This window comes from Paenarthrobacter sp. NPDC089988 (genome assembly GCF_044748465.1).
In the GTDB taxonomy this organism is placed as follows: Bacteria; Actinomycetota; Actinomycetes; order Actinomycetales; family Micrococcaceae; genus Arthrobacter.
In genome coordinates this window covers 147,117-164,869 of record NZ_JBIVGD010000010.1, presented here as the reverse complement: position 1 = coordinate 164,869, position 17,753 = coordinate 147,117, and the positions used below count along the sequence as shown (strand labels likewise).

The following is a 17,753-nucleotide window of genomic DNA, read 5'->3' as shown; positions in this document are numbered from 1 at the left end:
AATGAATGCAATGGCCCTTGATGGGCTGCGGGAACAGTTGCGCGGCCAACTCATCACTCCGGAAGATCCCGACTACGATTCTGCGCGGTCCGTCTTCAACGCGATGGTGGACAAACGCCCGGCGGGCATCGTCCGGGTGGCCCAGGTGGCCGACGTCATTGCGGGCGTCAACTTCGCCAGGGACAACGCCATGCCTTTGGCCATCCGTGGCGGCGGGCACAGCGCACCCGGGTTCGGGACCTGGGATGACGCCCTGGTGCTGGACTTCGTGAACCGCACAGGCGTCCGCGTGGATCCGGAAGCCGGAACGGCGAGGGCGGAGGCCGGAACAACGTGGGCGGACTTCAACTTCGCCACGCACGCCTTTGGGCTGGCCACCACGGGCGGCATCGTGGGCTCCACCGGTGTGGCGGGCCTGACCCTGGGCGGTGGCATCGGCTATCTGGCCAGGAAGTTCGGGCTTTCCTGTGACAACCTGGTCTCCGCTGATGTTGTTACGGCTGATGGCAGGTTCCTCGTCGCCAGCGAAGAGAGCAACGAGGATTTGTTCTGGGCCCTGCGAGGTGGCGGGGGCAACTTCGGCGTGGTGACCTCGTTCGAGTTCAAACTCCATCCGGTGGACATGGTCCATGCCGGAATCGTCCTGTATGGCGCTGAGCACATCGACACCGTGGCACGGTTCTACCGCGACTACATTGCCGCGGCACCGGAGGAGTTTGGTGCGTTCCTGGGCTTCCACCAAGGGCCACCCGTACCCTTCCTTCCGGAGGAATGGCATGGCAAGCCAGTGTGCGTCGTGGTGGGAATGTGGACCGGAGACCCGGCCGAGGGGGATTCGCGTTGGCAGCCCTTCCTGGACGCCGCACCCGTGGCCGGGTCAATGGTTGGCCCCATGCCCTACCCGGCCTTGAACGTGGCGTTTGATGGACTGAACCAGAAAGGCATGCAGGGCTACTGGAAGGCCAACTTCCTGCGCGAACTTAATGACGGCGCCATCGGGGCGCACGCCACGTTCGGCTCGACGGTCACCAGCGTCAACACCTCGGTCCACGTCTACCCGATCGACGGGGCCGTCTCCAGGGTGGGAGTCCAGGACACGGCCTTCGCCAACAGGGACATGAAGTTCTCGCCGGTGATCGCCACCCAGTGGGTGGATCCCGCTGAGAACGAGGCCAACATTGCCTGGGCGCGGGGGTACGCCGAGGCCTTGGCACCGCACTCCGAGGCGGGCGGCTACATCAACTTCATGGACTCCGAGGACCAGCAGCGGGTCAGCGACAACTATGGTCCCAACTGGGACAGGTTGGTGCAGATCAAGGCAAAGTACGATCCCGGCAACCTCTTCCACGTGAACCAGAACATCAAACCTGCCTGAGGCGGGGATAGCGCCGGGCGCGTCGAGTGCCCGTGGCTTGGGCCGCGTAGGGTTGAGGCATGAGGTTTAGCTGCTGATGGGTCACGGTCACTCCCACGTTGACAGTTCCGAGCCGACGCCCGAGGCGATTGCGTCCCGGAAAAGGGCCAACTGGTTCCTGGCAGCCGTGCTGGTGCCGCTGGGCGTACTGACGATCGTTGCCATGATGGTTCTGTGGCCCTCGGGCAGCCGCGAAGGGATTTCGTTCGCGAGTCCCTACCAGGCTGCCCCCGGGGTCACCTTCGATACCGGAAAGATTCAGCGGGTCGTCCAGGAAAGCTGCACCCAAACGGGCCAGACAAGCACAAGCCCAACGGACACCGGCCAAAACCAGGACACCCCCTCAGGCTCCGAGTGCACCTTCGCCTTCACCGAGCCGGACAAGGGCGGCGAACCCGTCAAAGTGGTCATCAACCCGGACGTTGCCAAGTCCCATGGCGTGGATGTGGGTGATTCCATCCGCTACCTCAACCTCTCCGGTGTCCAGAGTGCAGAGGCAGAGAGCGGTTCGCCGTCGTACGTCTTTGTCGACTTCGTGCGGAACGTTCCCATCGCCCTGCTGGCCGTGCTCTACGCGGTAGTGGTCATCGCCGTTGCGCGGTGGCGTGGCTTCCGGGCCCTCCTTGGTCTGGTGGGAGCTTACGCGGTCCTGGTCAGCTTCATCCTTCCCGGCCTGGTGGAAGGCAAGCCTCCGCTGCTGCTGGCGTTGGTGGGATCCACGGTGATCATGATCGGGGTGCTCTACTTCGCACACGGCTTCTCTGCCAGGACGTCCACGGCGTTGCTCGGAACCATCTTCGGGCTTGGCATCACGGCCTTGCTGGCCGCCTGGGCCACGGACGCAGCCAACCTGGCGGGCGTTGGCAACCATGACGCCGCCACGCTGATTAATATGTCGGACAAGATCTCCATCTCCGGCATCATCCTGTGCGGCCTCATCATTTCCGGACTGGGCGTCCTGAACGATGTCACCATTACACAGTCGTCTGCTGTCTGGGAGCTCTATGAACTGGCACCGGATACCAGTGCCAGGAAGCTCTTCACCTCCGCCATGCGGATCGGCCGGGACCACATCGCCTCCACCGTCTACACCATCGCCTTCGCGTACGCGGGTGCAGCGCTGCCCATCCTCATCATCGTGATGCTCTACGACCGTCCCCTGGCCGAGGCCTTGACCAGCGCCGAACTGTCCGAGGAAGTCATCCGGACCTTGGTTGGTTCCATTGGCCTGGTCCTCGCCATTCCCGTCACAACGTTCATCGCAGTGCTCGTGGTCAAGGCGACCGGGCTGAAGCGGGGCGCTGCGGCCGCCACCGTGGGTCCTGACGACATCGCCGATACCGGGGCGCTCGCGGCGGCCGCCGCCGTCGTGGGTTCCGAACGGGACGGAAGGCCCGACGCCGGCGACCGCACCGGCGGCGCCGGACCCGCGCGTCCCGGAAGCCGCCGCGCCCGTCGGGAAGCCGAGCGTCACAAGGAATAGGCATGACATTTGTCATCGCTGACTGGTGACAACGCTAGGAGTGCCGGGTGGTGGATCTGGCAAGCCGGCCGATTTGCCCCGATTTGCAACAATGGATAGGTGACTGCAGTAGCAACCCCTCCCACTCCCAAGCTCGAGCTCCCGCCTTTGCAGCTCGGCGACATCACCGTGGACACTCCCGTGATCCTCGCCCCGATGGCGGGCATCACCAACTCCGCATTCCGCCGGCTGTGCCGCGAATACGGTGGCGGACTCTACGTGGCGGAGATGGTCACCTCACGTGCCTTGGTGGAGCGGACGCCCGAATCGCTGCGGATCATTTCGCATGATGAGGACGAGAAAGTCCGGTCCGTGCAGCTCTACGGCGTGGACCCGGTGACCGTGGGCGCGGCTGTCCGCATGCTCGTCGAAGAAGACCGGGCCGATCACATTGACCTGAACTTCGGCTGCCCTGTGCCCAAGGTCACCCGTCGCGGCGGTGGCTCGGCGCTGCCGTGGAAGATCGACCTCTTCACATCGATTGTCCAGACCGCCGTCAAGGAAGCGTCCAAGGGCAACATCCCGCTGACCATCAAGATGCGCAAGGGCATCGACGAGGACCACCTGACGTACCTCGATGCCGGCCGGATTGCCCGCGACTCCGGTGTGGCCGCCGTCGCGCTCCACGGACGCACCGCGGCGCAGTTCTACTCCGGCCAAGCCGACTGGTCTTCCATTGCGCGCTTGCGCGAAGCCCTCCCGGACATCCCGGTCCTGGGCAACGGGGACATCTGGTCTGCCGAGGATGCTGTCCGCATGGTCCGGGAGACCGGCGTCGACGGTGTTGTGGTGGGCCGCGGCTGCCAAGGCCGCCCCTGGCTGTTCGGCGACCTGCAGGCCGCCTTCGAGGGCAGCGATGAGCGGCACCGTCCGGGCCTGCGCGAAGTGGCCGACGGCGTCTACCGTCACGCCGAGCTCATGGTGGAGACTTTCGGGAACGACGAGTACAAGGCCCTCCGCGAAATCCGCAAACACATGGCGTGGTACTTCAAGGGTTACGTGGTTGGCGGGGAGCTCCGGGCCAAGTTGGCCACCGTTCCCACGCTTGAGGTGCTGCGGGAGCTGCTGGCCGAACTGGACCTGGACCTGCCGTACCCGGGTGTGGACTCCGAAGGCCCAAGAGGCCGCGCAGGATCTCCCAAGCGGCCCGCTTTGCCGAAGGACTGGCTGGACAGCCGCCAGCTCAACGCGGAACAAAGCGCCGACATCGCGGCAGCGGAGCTGGACGTTTCGGGCGGCTAGCTTCCAGCGTGTAAGACTGGCTCAAGAGGCACCAGAGGACGGCGCACGAAGGAGGCAGAAACCCATGGGAACCGAAGCAACGATCGGCCGTGCCGGAACTGCGCACGAGTATGCGCAGGCGATCCCCGGTTACTCCGAAGCGGACTCCGCACGTTGGGTCGAAGAGCCGCGAAAAAACACGTACCGCTCGGACTTTGAACGCGACCGCGCGCGGGTGCTGCACTCCTCGGCCCTGCGCCGGCTCGGTGCAAAGACCCAAGTGGTGGCGCCGGACACGGACGACTTCGTCAGGACCCGGCTGACCCACAGCCTGGAGGTAGCGCAAGTAGGCCGCGAGCTTGGCCGGTCCTTGGGCTGCGACCCGGACGTGGTGGATACCGCCTGCCTCAGCCACGACCTCGGACACCCGCCGTTTGGCCACAACGGCGAATCGGCGCTCAACGAGGTAGCCCACGCCATTGGCGGCTTCGAGGGCAATGCCCAAACCCTGCGGCTGCTGACCAGGCTCGAACCCAAAGTCCTCACCGAGGACGGGCGCCCCGCCGGACTCAACCTCACGCGGGCCAGCCTGGACGCTGCTTCCAAGTATCCGTGGTCGGCACTGGACGCCCCGGTGATCCATGGGCACCGCACCAGCAAATTCGGCGCCTATGAGGATGATCTCCCCGTGTTCGAGTGGCTTCGCGAAGGCGCCCCGGGCAACCGCTCCTGCATCGAAGCGCAGGTCATGGACCTTGCGGATGACATCTCCTACTCCGTCCACGACGTGGAAGACGCGATCGTCGCCGGCCATTTCCAGTTGAAGTGGATGGAGAACCCGGACCACAGGGCACGCGTGGTGGGCTACACCAAGCAGTGGTACCTGCCGCACAACGAGCCTGCAGAGATCGACGCTGCCCTGGCCCGGCTTGAAGCCACCACGGTGTGGGTCCGCGAGGCCGACGGCAGCCGGAAGTCCATGGCGGCGCTCAAGGACATGACCAGCCAGCTGATTGGCCGCTTCTGCCAGAGCGCCATGGAAACCACCCGCGCGCACTTCGGCCCGTCCAACCTGACCCGCTACGGTGCCGAGCTTATGGTGCCCGAGGAGACGGTCACGGAGATCGCCGTGCTCAAGGGCCTGGCCACCACCTTCGTCATTTCCACGGACCACCGCCAGCCGGTCTATGAGCGCCAGCGCGAAGTCCTGCACGCCCTGGTGGGCGTGCTCAACGCCACCGGCGACCGGCACCTGGAGCCGATGTTCGCTGCGGACTGGCGTGCCGCCGTCGACGATGGCGCCCGCCTCCGCGTGGTGATCGACCAAGTGGCCTCGCTGACCGACGGTTCGGCCCTGGCGATGTACGAGCGTTTGGTGGGGAGCCTGCCGTCGCTGTGGTAGTTTCCCGCCCATCCTGCCGGACTAGGATGGTCTAGTGGCTGGCCTGATCAAACGTGAAGACATCGATGAAGTACGCCAGCGCACGGACATCAAGGAAGTCGTGGACGGCTACGTCACGCTCCGGAGCGCCGGACTGGGCAGCTTCAAGGGCCTGTGCCCCTTCCACGACGAGCGCTCGCCCTCCTTTACCGTCCGTCCCCAAGTAGGTCGGTACCACTGCTTCGGGTGCGGCGAAGACGGGGACGCGATCTCCTTCATCCAGAAGATGGACCACAGCTCCTTCCACGAAGCCGTGGAAAAACTCGCTGCCCGGATCGGCTACGAACTGCGGTACGAGGACGGCGGCACGGGTCCCAGCCGGGAGGAAGTGGGCAAGCGGCAACGGCTGCTGGATGCCCACAAGATCGCCGATGAGTTCTTCCGGGCCCAACTCCTGACCCCGGGGGCCGCAGAAGGCCGTAACTTCCTGGATGGACGTGGCTTCGACCGGGCCGCCGCCGAACATTTCGGAGTTGGCTACGCGCCGCAGGGCTGGGACTCGCTGCTGAAGCACTTGCGGGGCCGTGGCTTCACCGACGCGGAGTTGAAGCTCACGGGGATGTTCTCCGAGGGCAACCGCGGGATTTACGACCGTTTCCGCGGCAGGCTCATCTGGCCTATCCGGGACATCGCAGGGGACACCATCGGCTTCGGTGCCCGCAAGCTCTTCGAGGACGACCAGGGCCCCAAGTACCTCAACACACCCGAGACCACGCTTTATAAGAAGTCCCAGGTCCTTTACGGCATCGACCTCGCCAAGCGGAACATCGCCAAGGACCGTCAATTGGTGGTGGTGGAGGGCTACACCGACGTCATGGCCTGCCACTTGGCCGGCGTTGCGACGGCGGTGGCCACCTGCGGAACGGCGTTCGGAACCGAACACATCAAGATCGCCCGCCGGCTGATTTCCGACGACGGCACCGGGGGAGAGGTGGTTTTCACGTTCGACGGCGATGCCGCCGGGCAGAAGGCTGCGCTCAGGGCCTTCGAAGAGGACCAGCGGTTCCAGGCCCAGACCTACGTGGCCGTGGAGCCCACAGGCGCCGATCCGTGTGATCTTCGCCAACTCAAGGGCGATCCGGCCGTCCGCGAGCTCATCGCCAGCCGGAAACCACTCTTCGAGTTCGCCATCCGTGCCTCGTTGCGCAAGCACAACCTGGACACCGTGGAGGGCCGCGTCGCTGCCCTCCGGGAAGCTGCGCCCGTGGTGGCGCAGATCAGGGACTCAGGAATCCGTCCGGCCTATACCCGCGAACTCGCGGGATGGCTCGGCATGCCCATCGAGGAAGTCAGCCGATATGTCGGGGCAGCGGCCAAGCGGGCCGCCTCCGGTGGCAGCCCATCGGGGTCGCCCGAACAACAGACGACGGCGGCAGCACCGCCGTCGAACGGTCCGGCGTTCAACCGTCCCGACCCGCGCGACCCCGTAGCCGGGATGGAGCGGCAGGCCTTGGAAGTGGTACTGCAGGAGCCGGGAGTCCTCGGCGAGGGAAACTGGGAGCGTTTCGAGGCCTCCTACTTTGCCACTCCGGCGTATGCGGCGCTCCATGCGGCCATCAGGGCGACGGGAGTGGCCCAGGCGGGCGATCCCGTGGCCTGGGTGGAGAAGGTCCGCCAGGAGGTTCCCGAGCCGCTGCGGCCCTTGGTGTCCGAGCTGGCGGTGACTCCGTTGCCGGCGAGCACGCCGGAGGCAATGCAGCGGTATTGCCGCGACATCCTCGCCAGGCTGTTCGAGCTGCAGATCACCCGCATCAAGGCAGACAAGATGGGCCAGCTGCAGCGCCTGGATGCCGCAGCGAATCCGGAGGAATTCCAGCGGCTGAACCGCGAGCTGATGCAGTTGGAAATGGAGCGCCGGGCACTGCGGGCTGAGGCCTGAGGCTCGATTTCGCTTTTCGGCGGAGCCCTGTTAAGCTAATTACCGCTTCAATCCTCCGTAGCTCAATTGGCAGAGCATTCGACTGTTAATCGAAGGGTTACTGGTTCAAGTCCAGTCGGAGGAGCGCGCACATACCCCCGTTTCGGATCTCCGGAACGGGGGTATTTTTATACCCCCAGGGGGTATGCGACGTCGATTTCGCTTTTCGGCTGGGCCCTGTTAAGCTAATTACCGCTTCAATCCTCCGTAGCTCAATTGGCAGAGCATTCGACTGTTAATCGAAGGGTTACTGGTTCAAGTCCAGTCGGAGGAGCGCACGGACCCCGTACCGGCTTCACGCCGTTGCGGGGTCCACTTTTGCCTAGACGAAGTCCATCTCCACCTGGAGGAAGCGCGAGGCTTCGGCCACCGCGGCCAGGAAGGCTTCCTGCTCAGTAGGCGGAGTCCTCGGCTCCCGTGGGTGCCACTCGTGCGGTGCGGAGTAGACGCGCGTGAAGCCTCCACCCGGAGGGGCATAGAAAATACCGAAACGCTGGACTGGCCATTCCGGTGACGTCTCGGGAGCCACCAGCAGCGCGGCATCGGCCTCGGGATTGAACCACTGGGCGATGGGGCGGCGGCGATCGTCGGTGAACAGGCCGGCAGCGTAGAGGGCCGCTGATTGGGGACTCGTCACGGAGCACAGCCGGTCCCACCACAGCGGCAGGATGCGCTCATCCCGACGCTGCCAAGGTGCCGGTAGCGGCTGCAGCTCTTGCCAATGTGGCACACCTCAACTTTATCGTCCGTATCCCGGCCACAACAGAGGCGCAGCCCCTACGGCGACAATCCCAGGCGCGGGTAGAGGACCTCGAAACCCTTGACCAGCCCGGCGTTCAAGGCAATGCCGACGTGTCCGCCGTTGGGCACCTCGTAGTACGTCACCGTCATCCCGGAGGCCTTCGCCGCGGCAGAGACGGCCTTGGCAGCGGCAACGTACACAACATCGTCCGAGCCGGCCGTGAAAACCGCAGTGGTGTCCGGAAACTGCTTGCCCTTCATGATGTTGATGGGCTTCTGCGCGTCATAGGCGGCCTGGTCGCCGTGGAAGATCTCGGTTAGGTTCCCGGCCGGGTCCTCGGCGCCAGGAAATTCTTCACCTGAGATATCCACCACGTTGCCCCACATTTTTGGATACTTCACCGCGAAGGAAATGGCGCACTGGCCGCCGTTGGAGTAGCCCGCGATGGTCCAGTGGTCGCGGTCCGGGAGGATGTTCAGGTTTTGCTTGGCCCACTTGACCACGTCCACGTTGATGTACTTCTCCACGTTGCCGTAGGTGGCTGTATCGAGGCAGAGGGTGTCGTCCTGGTCCGGGCCGATCTGGTCGGCCACGATCGCGATCGGGGCAAGGCCATTGTTCTTCGCCGCAAAGTCATCCAGTGCAGCGGACACGTACTGGGGGTCCGGCAAGCCCGGCTGGCCCATCATGAGCACATACAGCGGGAGCTTGGGCGGATTGTCCGTCAGGGCCGCTGGAGGCAGGTAGATCCCGGCAGGGCGGGCGTTGAACCCGGATTCCGTAGCCGGTATGACCTGGGTTCCCACCTTGCCCTGGGAAGGCATGTTGGCCGGCGGTTTCCAGCTCTGCCAGAGTGGTCCCGCGGGGATGGAGGAATCGGGGTTCGGTTTTTCCAGTTGGATGGGACTTTCCGTTGAAATGCCGAGTGCCGAACCGAGGGTGTTGTTCAGGCCGAACTCGGTATTGACGCCCAGGGCCGTCACCAGCAGGAAGACGGGAATGGAGATGGCTGCTGCCACCTTCCTCCACCGGGGACTATGGCGGAAAGTGACAATCGCCAGCCCCAGGGCCGCGAAGCCGGTGATGACCCAGAACCAAACCCTCGGCGTGAGGCCAACGTGGAAGACGTCCATGACGTCCTCCACCAGCCACACCGTCAGCCAGCCCACCAGGGCGGCAACGCTGATGCCCAGCACGGCGGTCATGGCCCACCGTGATGACGGCCGGAGGAACAGCAGAAGGAACATGCCCACGCCCACCACAACGGCGATGGTCATGACCACGGGGCCGGTGATCTCGATTTTCAGGAGGTCGTTCACCGCGGCTGCGTCCGTCCCTTGCTCATGCAGCGGCCTCCCGGGCTACCATCTGGCGGAGCAATCCGGCGCTTTGGGCAGGGGAGAGGCCGGGGAGATAGGCCGAGCCCACCGCCAAACCAATCGCCGGCAGGGACAGGGGATCCCGGTAGTACATGTACAGGGTGCGGTGTTCGGCTGGAAGCGGGACTTGAAGGCCGCGAGGGACTTGAAGCCGTACATCGGTTCCAAGGCATTGCCCAGCAGTGCCAGGACGCGGTCCAGTGCACTGTGGTCGCCGTCGTCCGGTGCGGAGCCCGTGTTGGCCAGGGGCGAGCCGGACAAGGAGATCTGGGGAACGTCCTCCTTGAAGTGGGTCACGGCCGATGCGATCAGGAACTCCATGACGCCCTTGAATCCTGTGGTACGGCGCCGCATGAAGTCCAGGGTCCAGCCGGTCACCACTCCATCGCTGAAGACCGGCAACCAGCTGGTGACGCCGTGCACCAGGCCGTCGTCGTCCACGGCCACGCAGCAGAGCACCTCGGGATCCTTCAGTTCATCGAGGCCGCCCAGGGTGAAGCCCATCTCCGGGAGGGCCTTGTCAGCCACCCACTCTTCGGAGATCTCCGCCAGCTGCGCGCGGATTCCGGGCGGCATGAGGTGGTAGTGGTGCCAGTGGTCCTTGATGGAGAGCTTCTCTGCCCGGTTCAAGGCCGTCCGGACGTTCTGCCACTCCTTCCCCTTGAAGGTCATGGTCTGTACGTTCAGCAGCGTCTCCTCGGCCACCTCCAGCTTGCGGAAGTCCTGGGGCAGGAGCGCCGCGTCCAGCTCATCGGTAGCCGAATAGAAGCAGGGCGTGAGGCCCAGGGCTGCGCAGTGCGACAAGAACCCGGTGGCCGCGCTTGACTGGTGCTCCTTGCCTCCGAACGGACCGGCAACCGTGAGGGCTATGCCGTTGTGGACCTGGTAGGCAAGGCCTGCTTTGCGGTCGGGAGTGAACCAGTATTGGTTGTTGTCCCAGAGCGCCATCCACGAAAGCGAGTTGCCGCCGTCGTGAATGAGTTCGCGGGCATGCCCCAGGTCCGCGGCCGGATCCGTGGCGAGCGTCCTGAACCGCTGGAAGTTGTTCAGGACCAGCAGCAGGATACACAGCCAGATGACGTCCCCTCCAAGCCCGTACAGGACGGTGCTCAATAGCCCTTGGGGGAGCTCGGTGACAAAGGGGACCGGGAACGGGACAAGGATGTGCGTCAACTGCCCCAGGAGGTCCCACGGCGTGGAGCGGTCCGGGTTGCCCTCCAGGAACCAGAACATCGCATAGAGGACCACGGCAACAGCCGCCATGGCCAAGGTGGTCCTGCCCAGGACCCGGTAGGATGCATCGCTGGATTCCACCCGGAACTTGTGCCGGTTGCCGAGCAGCAGGGAAGCGATGACGAGCGGCGCGAGAATGGCCGGTACGGCATAGAGCAGCAGGAATCCAATGTCGTCGCTGCCCAGTGTCACTTCGGGGTCGCTGACGTACTGCAGGATGGTGAACGTTGTTACCGCGGCCAGGTACAGCTGGATGGCCAGCGTCAGCCTGTAGGCCAGGCGGCGTCCCCGGCGGAGACCTTCCGCGCACACGAGAAGCAGCAACACGGGGATCACTGTGAGGATGGTTGCCCCGAAGCTCTGGACGCCCACCACGCTTTGCAGGGTGACGCAGCTCTTGTCGTTGTCGCAGGCTTCCTGGACTTCGTCCATGGTGGGACTGGCCTGCAACATCACCTGGGACACCACGGAGAGCGGCCCCACTTCCAACGTACCCGTCACTTGGGTCAGCAGCGGCCCCAACGCGAAGACGCCAACCACGGTGCCCACCAGGAACCGGGTTTCGCGAAGGCTCGAGGAATGGAAGGAGCCTGCCTTGCGCCGCAGGACGAGGGACTGGATGCCCCAGCCTGCCAGGATGCCGATCACGGCACCGGCCAAGGCCTGGAGCGTTTGGGCCACGCCAACGAACAACGCGAACATCAGCGTGGCGGCAAGCAACCAGGTCCTGAGGCGCCGCCGCCAAAGGGCGTCAAGTGCCGCCGTCGAGCATCCCAGGGCCGCCGCCGCTCCACCGTAGGCACCCACCACGTATTCGCCGCCCAGGAAGCTGAGCCACTGGTCGCTGTTGTCCGTGCCGAACTCCACCAGGACGACCACCACCAAGGCGCTGAGCGCGGTTCCTGCCACGAAAGCGGCCAGGGCCAGCCAGGCGCCCATGGTGCGTTCGGCGATTCCCACACCAACCAGGATCATCGCGGTGCAAGCCACGTAGTCCAGCAGCGTTGACGCGAAGAAACCTGAGGTGAAAACGGACCACCACGGTCCAGGTTCAACGGCCAGGCCCAGGCCCACCTGCTCCAGGAGCGGCTCGCTTGGCCCGGCCAGCACGCTGCCCGTTGCTGCCCCGATGATCCAGAGGACTGCGATGAGTCCCAGCGTCAGCGGCAGCCTTCGCAAGGCAGCCGCGCCGCGTACCGTACCCCTCAAACCCACAGCCGCACTCATGTGATGTCCCCTTCACAGGTGTTGCACGGGTAACCCCGGCTGGCCACCATTCTGCCCTGCCGACGCCCGGATGGGGAGGTGTGGCTACTGTCGGTTCCAAGGGCCGGGGTTGACCCGGTACAGCAGGGCAGCCCCGATCACCGCGCCAAGGACCGCGCCGAAGAGTGCGCTTCCGGCCATGCGGCCGAGCAGGGCTCCGACGACGGCGCCAAGCAGGGCTCCGAGGAACAGTCCCCGGCCGTTGCGGTGCGGTTTCTTCGTCATGGTCCCAGCCTACGGCGCCGGATCCCTGTAACCCTGGTCCTCGAAGGCCGGATCAGTGGATTGAGGGAACCGTCCGCGGACGGACCACCAGCCAAAGGGCCGCGATGGCGCCCGCGATGCACACAGCCTGGACCGTGCCCATGGGAACGGCAGAGCTGACGCCCAACCATCCCACCACCGGGGGAACAACGCCTGCCATGAGGAACTGCGCAGCCCCAAGCATGGAAGCCGCGGTTCCGGCTTGGGCGCCGTGGTTGGCCAAGGAGAGCACCTGGACGCACGGGAACATGAACCCGGTGGCAAAAATGTAGAACCACAACGGGATGAGGATGCCCCACAGGCCCACGTGCAGCAGGTCCAGGACCACGATCAGGCCGGCCATGAGGAGGAGGAACAGGGTGGCTCCCGCGACGATCCATTGGGGTGCCACCCGTTTGATCAGCCGGGAACTGATCTGGACGCCGGCCACGATGCCCAGGGAATTGACGCCGAAGAGCAGCCCGTATTCCTGGGCGGAGAAGTTGTAGATGTTCTGGAACAGGAACGTCGATGCTGAGAGATAGGCGAACAGGCCACCGAAGTTCAGGCTTCCCACCATCAGCATGCCCACGAAGACACGGTCCGTCAGGACCTTCTTGTACCGCTGGCCCACTGTGACGTCCGATTTACCGCGCTGCTCGGCCGGCAGCGTCTCCTTGATGAAGAAGACGGCCGCCACGATCACCAGCGTTCCGTAGCTGGCCAGGAAGACGAAAATGCCGGGCCACGGGAATACCAACAGCAGTTGCGAGCCGATGATCGGCGCAAGGATCGGCGCGAGTCCGTTCACCAGTGACATCCGGGAGAACATCCGGACCATCGCATAGCCATGGAACAGGTCACGCACCATGGCCATGGCCACCACGCCGCCACCGGCAGCGCCAATGCCCATGAGCACGCGGAACAAGGAAAGGAGTCCGATGTCCGTGGACAGCGCTGCGCCCAGGGAGGAGCCGATGTGGAGGGCCGTGGCAAGGATCAAAGGAAGGCGCCGCCCGAATTTGTCACTGAAGGGGCCCACCACCAACTGGCCCAGTCCAAAGCCCACCGTCGTACCCGTCAGCGTCAGTTGGATCGCCGCTGCCGACACGCCAAAGCTGTCCTCCAAGGCAGGGAAAGCAGGCAGGTAGAGATCCACCGTAAAAGGGCCCAATGCTGTGAGCGCGCCCAGCAGAAGTATGTAGACAAGTTTTTCGCGTCGGCTCAGGGAATCGCCCGGGGCTATGGGGTTCGTCACGATCATCTATCCTATGGCCGAAACATCAGATTTTTTTAGCCCATGAGGGGCGCGCCGCAGACTGACACGCGGAAGGTGAGCAGGAACCTGAATGATAGTTTTGAGGACAGGTGCCCGCGGCCTGCTTTTTAGCCGCGTTTGCCCATCACGAAGCCCAGAGGAAGCAGTTAGGCGGAACCCATGAGTGGACGTCACACCAGCCGGACAGGTCGAGGTCCGGCCATCCGTACTTTGCCGAAAACCCTCAAGCTGGTTGCGCGGTTGGCCCCACGGCAACTCAACGACGAGATCGCGCTGGCCAAGGTTGAGCTTAAACGCAAGGCGACGCAGGTTGGTGTTGCCGGTGCCTTCTTTGGTGTCGCGCTGGTGTTCCTGGCACTTTTGGTCATCGCCCTGGTGGTGGCCGCCATCCTCGGCCTGGCAACCATCATGCCGGGCTGGTTGGCCGCTTTGATCGTTTCCGCCGTTTTCCTGTTGATCGTGGCACTCGGTGCCTTGATAGGGGTCGCCAAGTTCAAGAAGGCCATGCCGTTGGTTCCCGAGGACACCATCCGCGGCATCAAGCATGATCTTGGCATTGCCAAGGAAGGTTCGGCCTTCGACGAATCCATCCTTGATCCCAACTCGCCTGCAGCCAAGGCGGCCAAGGCCGCGAAACAGGCTGCGGCTGAAAAGGCCAAGGCAGAGAAAGCAGCCAAGGAAGCTGCCAAGGAAGCTGATGCGGTCAAGGCACCCACGGAGGCCGAGCTGCGCCGTCGGCTGGACAAGCGCCGTGAGCACCTCACGGGCGTCCGTGATGAGCTCGGTGAACAGTTGGATGTCAAGAAGCAGGGCCAGGCCCTCTTGGACAGCGCCAACCAGAAGCTTCAGGAAGGACGGGAGTTCGCCGCCGTCAGGTTCGCCGGCGTCAGCGAATCCGTCCCCGAGGACCTCGCCGGGCGCATCAAGGCCCGCTGGAAGGACCTGGCCGCATTCGGAGCAGCCGCAGCCGTTTTTGTGTTTGCCTTGCGCAAGTTGCTGAAGAAATAGCACTCTGACGCACCGCACATACTGAAAACGAGGGGAAGGGGGACATCATGAGGCTGATCGGTGCTGGATCACGCCCTGACCGTCCCCAAGTGGATCACGACCTCATTTTCACGGTTCCCAATGTCCTGACGGTTTTGCGTTTCATGGGCGTCCCGCTCTTCGTCTGGTTGGTCCTCTCCCAGAAGGAGTACGGTTTCGCCGTCCTGGTCCTGGTGGTCATGGGCAGCACGGACTGGGTTGACGGGTACATCGCCCGCCGCTTCGACCAGACGTCCAAACTTGGCAGGATCCTGGATCCCATGGCGGACCGTGCCGCCCTCATAGCCGTGGCGGTCACCCTGGCGATTGCCGGCGTCGTGCAGTGGTGGTACCTGGCCGCGCTGGTAGTTCCGGACGCAGTCCTGGCCATAGCTTCACTGATCTACTTCCGGAACCACCCGGACCTGCCCGTCAGCGTGGTTGGCAAGATCCGCACGGCCCTGCTGCTGTTGGGCACCCCGTTGCTGGTGCTGTCCAAGCTGCCGTTGCCTTTCACGGACGTGTACTTTGTTGCCGCCTGGACGTTCCTCGGAATGGGGCTGGTGGGGCACTGGATCGCTGCCTACAACTACTTCTGGGCCATCCTGCGGAAAGGCAAGGAACTGCAGAACGACGACGGCGGACGCGGCTGATGGTGTGGCTTGCCGTTTTCCTTGCGGTGCTTGGCGCATTCTTCCTGGCCGTCGGCGCCCAGCGCCAAGGCAGTGCGGTCAAGGCCGATACCGGCGGCCTGGCGCTCAGCTCCAACGGCTTCCTCCGGCTGCTCCGCAATCCGCGCTGGATGTTCGGGCTCCTGCTGCTGTGCCTGGGCATGGCGGCGAACGCGATCGCCCTGGTCTCTGCGCCGTTGACGGTGGTCCAGCCGATCGGCGCCATCGCATTGGTCATCACCACGGTGGTCAACGCCAAGGACCAAGGGCTCAGCATCAACCGCGCCACGGTGGTTGCCATTACCGCCTGCGTCACCGGCTCCGCCTTGTTCGTGTTGCTGGCCGTGAACGTGACGCAGGAAAACCACCATGTGAGCGGTGAGGACGAGTTGACAATCGTCCTGCTCCTGGCGCTGGCAGTAGGCCTGTTCGGCACCCTCGCCGTACTCTTCAAGCACCGCATGAGCGCGTTCGTGTACATCCTCGGCGCGGGCGTTTTGTTCGGTTTCGTCGCCGTCCTGACCCGCATTATCGGCAAGCATTTGCTGGATCCCAACGGACTGTTCCTGCTCAACGTCCAGTGGTACACCCTGATTGCCATCGCCGCGGCCGGTGGCCTGGGTTCGTGGTTCGTGCAGAGCGCCTATTCCAGCGGCCCACCGGACCTGGTGATCGCCGGGCTGACCGTGATCGACCCCATGGTGGGCATTGCGATCGGCATCGTCATCCTGGGTGAGCTACGTCCCGATGTCCACGCCGTCATGGCAATCGCCATGGCCGCGGCGGCTGTCCTTGCTATCGTGGGGGTTATTGCCCTGAGCCGCCACCACCCGGAAGTCACCAAGCGCAAGAAGGACGCGAAGGTACCACACCGGAAGGCCTAGGGGAGTGCAGCACCTTGCGCCACCGCCTCGGCGGCCCGGCAAACCGGCGACACCGCAGCATTGCCACCACTCATGCTGTCCGCACCGTGACCATCAGGAGTTCTCCATCGTGACCATTCCCGACACCAACAAACCCCTTAACATCCTGATCGCGGCGGACACTTACCCGCCGCACGTCAACGGCGCCGCGCAGTTCGGCTACCGCCTGGCCAAGGGAATGACGGCGCGCGGTCACAACGTGCACGTGCTGGCCTGCCGACAGGACACGGGCAAGAGCTTCACGGAATTCCGTGATGAGGCCACCGTCCACCGGCTCCGTTCGCACAGCGTCCCAACGCACGAGTACTTCCGGATCTGCTTTCCGTGGGAAATCAAGAAGGAAATCAGCCTCCTCTTCGACAAGGTCCAACCGGACGTGGTGCACATCCAGAGCCACTACATGATCGGCGAGCACGTCCTGTACGAGGCCGTGAAGCGTGGCATCCGCATTGTGGCCACCAACCACTTCATGCCCGAAAACCTCAACCCGTTCCTGCCTTTCCCGCAATGGTTCAAGAACATCATTGGCCGGATCTCATGGAAGGACATGGGCAAGGTCATGGGCCAGGCCCACGTTGTCACCACGCCTACGCCCCTTGCGGCCAAGGCCATGCACCAGCACGCGTTCCTGCGGAAGGTCCTGCCCCTGTCCAACGGCATCGATTCCGCGGCCTACGAACTCCAGCAAGGGGAAACCATGGAGCCGCATCCCCACCCCACGGTCCTCTTCGCCGGGCGCCTGGCCGAGGAGAAGCACGTTGACGTGCTGATCGATGCCGTGGCCAAGACGCCCCGGGAACTCAACGTCCACTTGGAAATCGTCGGCGGCGGCGAAGTCAGGCCCGCGCTCGAAGCCCAGGTGGCCCGGCTGGGACTGGGCGACAGGGTCAAGTTCCTGGGCCTTGCCAGCGACGAAGACCTGCGGGCGGCTTACATCAAGGCTGATATCTTCTGCATGCCCGGCACGGCTGAACTGCAGTCGCTGGTGACACTTGAGGCGATGTCAGCCTCTACGCCTGTGCTGCTTGCCGATGCCATGGCCCTGCCGCACCTGGTCCGTGACGGTGAGAACGGGTACTTGTTCACGCCGAACGACAGCACTGAGCTGGCCGCCAAGATCACCAAGCTCGTGGAACTGCCGGAGGACCAGCTGAAGGCCATGGGTAAAGTCAGCCGCGAAATGGTTGAGCCACACAGCATTAACGGCACCTTGCAGACGTTCGAGGACCTGTACCGCGGGGCCAGCTACGAGGACAAGGTGGTGTGACCAAAGCACTCCTTCACAGCCATTAGAATTGCTGGAGTGCTTTGCCCGGAACAGCTGCTTCGCGGCGGTTTCCCGGGCATCCACGGGGCTATAGCTCAGCTGGTTAGAGCGCGGGACTCATAATCCTAAGGTCCTCGGTTCAAGTCCGAGTAGCCCTACATCAAGGGAGCCGTGGTTGACGTTTGAACGTCGACCACGGCTCCTTACT

General features: G+C 64.2%; 14 protein-coding genes and 3 tRNA genes. 12 read left to right on the top strand and 5 right to left on the bottom strand.

All coding sequences use genetic code 11. The features are described 5' to 3' along the window. The first annotated feature begins 1 nt into the window (after position 1). From ACIPV6_RS13720 to ACIPV6_RS13690, 7 genes are all read left to right on the top strand, one after another. The gene (locus ACIPV6_RS13720) at positions 2-1,375 is read left to right on the top strand and encodes an FAD-binding oxidoreductase (RefSeq protein ID WP_400271398.1); all 1,374 of its coding nucleotides are present in this window, start codon (positions 2-4) and stop codon (positions 1,373-1,375) included. A 76-nt stretch (positions 1,376-1,451) separates the two neighbouring features. After that, complete coding sequence (locus ACIPV6_RS13715; protein WP_400271397.1) at positions 1,452-2,897, top strand: YibE/F family protein; 1,446 nt, start codon at positions 1,452-1,454, stop codon at positions 2,895-2,897. A gap of 99 nt (positions 2,898-2,996) precedes the next feature. Further along, positions 2,997-4,178, top strand: a complete 1,182-nt coding sequence (gene dusB / locus ACIPV6_RS13710; protein ID WP_400271396.1) for a tRNA dihydrouridine synthase DusB — start codon at positions 2,997-2,999, stop codon at positions 4,176-4,178. A gap of 64 nt (positions 4,179-4,242) precedes the next feature. After that, positions 4,243-5,559, top strand: a complete 1,317-nt coding sequence (locus tag ACIPV6_RS13705) for a deoxyguanosinetriphosphate triphosphohydrolase (protein WP_400271395.1) — start codon at positions 4,243-4,245, stop codon at positions 5,557-5,559. 34 nt (positions 5,560-5,593) lie between these two features. Further along, complete coding sequence (gene dnaG, locus ACIPV6_RS13700) at positions 5,594-7,477, top strand: DNA primase (protein ID WP_400271394.1); 1,884 nt, start codon at positions 5,594-5,596, stop codon at positions 7,475-7,477. Positions 7,478-7,528: 51 nt separating this feature from the next. Then, positions 7,529-7,601: transfer RNA gene (locus ACIPV6_RS13695), tRNA-Asn, on the top strand. Positions 7,602-7,717: 116 nt separating this feature from the next. Beyond that, a tRNA-Asn gene (locus ACIPV6_RS13690) sits at positions 7,718-7,790 on the top strand. Positions 7,791-7,838: 48 nt separating this feature from the next. On the opposite strand, the gene ACIPV6_RS13685 is transcribed toward ACIPV6_RS13690, so the two are convergent. The 5 genes from ACIPV6_RS13685 to ACIPV6_RS13665 form a co-directional block, all read right to left on the bottom strand. Next, positions 7,839-8,246: a hypothetical protein gene (locus ACIPV6_RS13685; RefSeq protein WP_387433762.1), complete on the bottom strand. Its 408-nt coding sequence runs from the start codon at positions 8,244-8,246 to the stop codon at positions 7,839-7,841. A gap of 47 nt (positions 8,247-8,293) precedes the next feature. Then, positions 8,294-9,577, bottom strand: coding sequence for an alpha/beta hydrolase (locus ACIPV6_RS13680; RefSeq protein WP_400271393.1), 1,284 nt, complete (start codon positions 9,575-9,577; stop codon positions 8,294-8,296). A 42-nt stretch (positions 9,578-9,619) separates the two neighbouring features. Continuing rightward, on the bottom strand, positions 9,620-12,097 hold the full coding sequence (locus ACIPV6_RS13675; RefSeq protein WP_400271392.1) for a bifunctional lysylphosphatidylglycerol flippase/synthetase MprF: 2,478 nt from the start codon (positions 12,095-12,097) through the stop codon (positions 9,620-9,622). Between the two features lie 84 nt (positions 12,098-12,181). After that, complete coding sequence (locus tag ACIPV6_RS13670) at positions 12,182-12,361, bottom strand: glycine zipper domain-containing protein (protein WP_400271391.1); 180 nt, start codon at positions 12,359-12,361, stop codon at positions 12,182-12,184. Between the two features lie 52 nt (positions 12,362-12,413). Beyond that, complete coding sequence (locus ACIPV6_RS13665; protein WP_400271390.1) at positions 12,414-13,643, bottom strand: multidrug effflux MFS transporter; 1,230 nt, start codon at positions 13,641-13,643, stop codon at positions 12,414-12,416. A gap of 174 nt (positions 13,644-13,817) precedes the next feature. Between ACIPV6_RS13665 and ACIPV6_RS13660 the strand changes: the two genes are divergently transcribed. The 5 genes from ACIPV6_RS13660 (at position 13,818) to ACIPV6_RS13640 (ending at position 17,703) form a co-directional block, all read left to right on the top strand. Continuing rightward, positions 13,818-14,666, top strand: a complete 849-nt coding sequence (locus ACIPV6_RS13660) for a phage holin family protein (RefSeq protein ID WP_400271389.1) — start codon at positions 13,818-13,820, stop codon at positions 14,664-14,666. Between the two features lie 47 nt (positions 14,667-14,713). Beyond that, entirely contained in the window at positions 14,714-15,337 is a 624-nt protein-coding gene (locus ACIPV6_RS13655; RefSeq protein ID WP_400271388.1) for a CDP-alcohol phosphatidyltransferase family protein, read from the top strand. Beyond that, positions 15,337-16,239: a DMT family transporter gene (locus ACIPV6_RS13650; RefSeq protein WP_400271387.1), complete on the top strand. Its 903-nt coding sequence runs from the start codon at positions 15,337-15,339 to the stop codon at positions 16,237-16,239. Before ACIPV6_RS13655 ends, ACIPV6_RS13650 begins: the two co-directional genes overlap by 1 nt. Before the next feature lie 109 nt (positions 16,240-16,348). Next, the gene (locus tag ACIPV6_RS13645; RefSeq protein WP_400271386.1) at positions 16,349-17,545 is read left to right on the top strand and encodes a glycosyltransferase; all 1,197 of its coding nucleotides are present in this window, start codon (positions 16,349-16,351) and stop codon (positions 17,543-17,545) included. A gap of 84 nt (positions 17,546-17,629) precedes the next feature. Further along, positions 17,630-17,703, top strand: a tRNA-Ile gene (locus ACIPV6_RS13640). Positions 17,704-17,753 lie beyond the last annotated feature (50 nt).

What these genes read in the sequence shown, in the direction of transcription:
- ACIPV6_RS13705 (WP_400271395.1), top strand. Translation starts at nt 4,243, where the DNA reads ATGGGAACCGAAGCAACGATCGGCCGTGCCGGAACTGCGCACGAGTAT.
- ACIPV6_RS13650 (WP_400271387.1), top strand. Translation starts at nt 15,337, where the DNA reads ATGGTGTGGCTTGCCGTTTTCCTTGCGGTGCTTGGCGCATTCTTCCTG.
- ACIPV6_RS13655 (WP_400271388.1), top strand. Translation starts at nt 14,714, where the DNA reads ATGAGGCTGATCGGTGCTGGATCACGCCCTGACCGTCCCCAAGTGGAT.
- ACIPV6_RS13715 (WP_400271397.1), top strand. Translation starts at nt 1,452, where the DNA reads ATGGGTCACGGTCACTCCCACGTTGACAGTTCCGAGCCGACGCCCGAG.
- ACIPV6_RS13670 (WP_400271391.1), bottom strand. Translation starts at nt 12,361, where the DNA reads ATGACGAAGAAACCGCACCGCAACGGCCGGGGACTGTTCCTCGGAGCC.
- ACIPV6_RS13720 (WP_400271398.1), top strand. Translation starts at nt 2, where the DNA reads ATGAATGCAATGGCCCTTGATGGGCTGCGGGAACAGTTGCGCGGCCAA.
- ACIPV6_RS13675 (WP_400271392.1), bottom strand. Translation starts at nt 12,097, where the DNA reads ATGAGTGCGGCTGTGGGTTTGAGGGGTACGGTACGCGGCGCGGCTGCC.
- ACIPV6_RS13660 (WP_400271389.1), top strand. Translation starts at nt 13,818, where the DNA reads ATGAGTGGACGTCACACCAGCCGGACAGGTCGAGGTCCGGCCATCCGT.
- ACIPV6_RS13665 (WP_400271390.1), bottom strand. Translation starts at nt 13,643, where the DNA reads ATGATCGTGACGAACCCCATAGCCCCGGGCGATTCCCTGAGCCGACGC.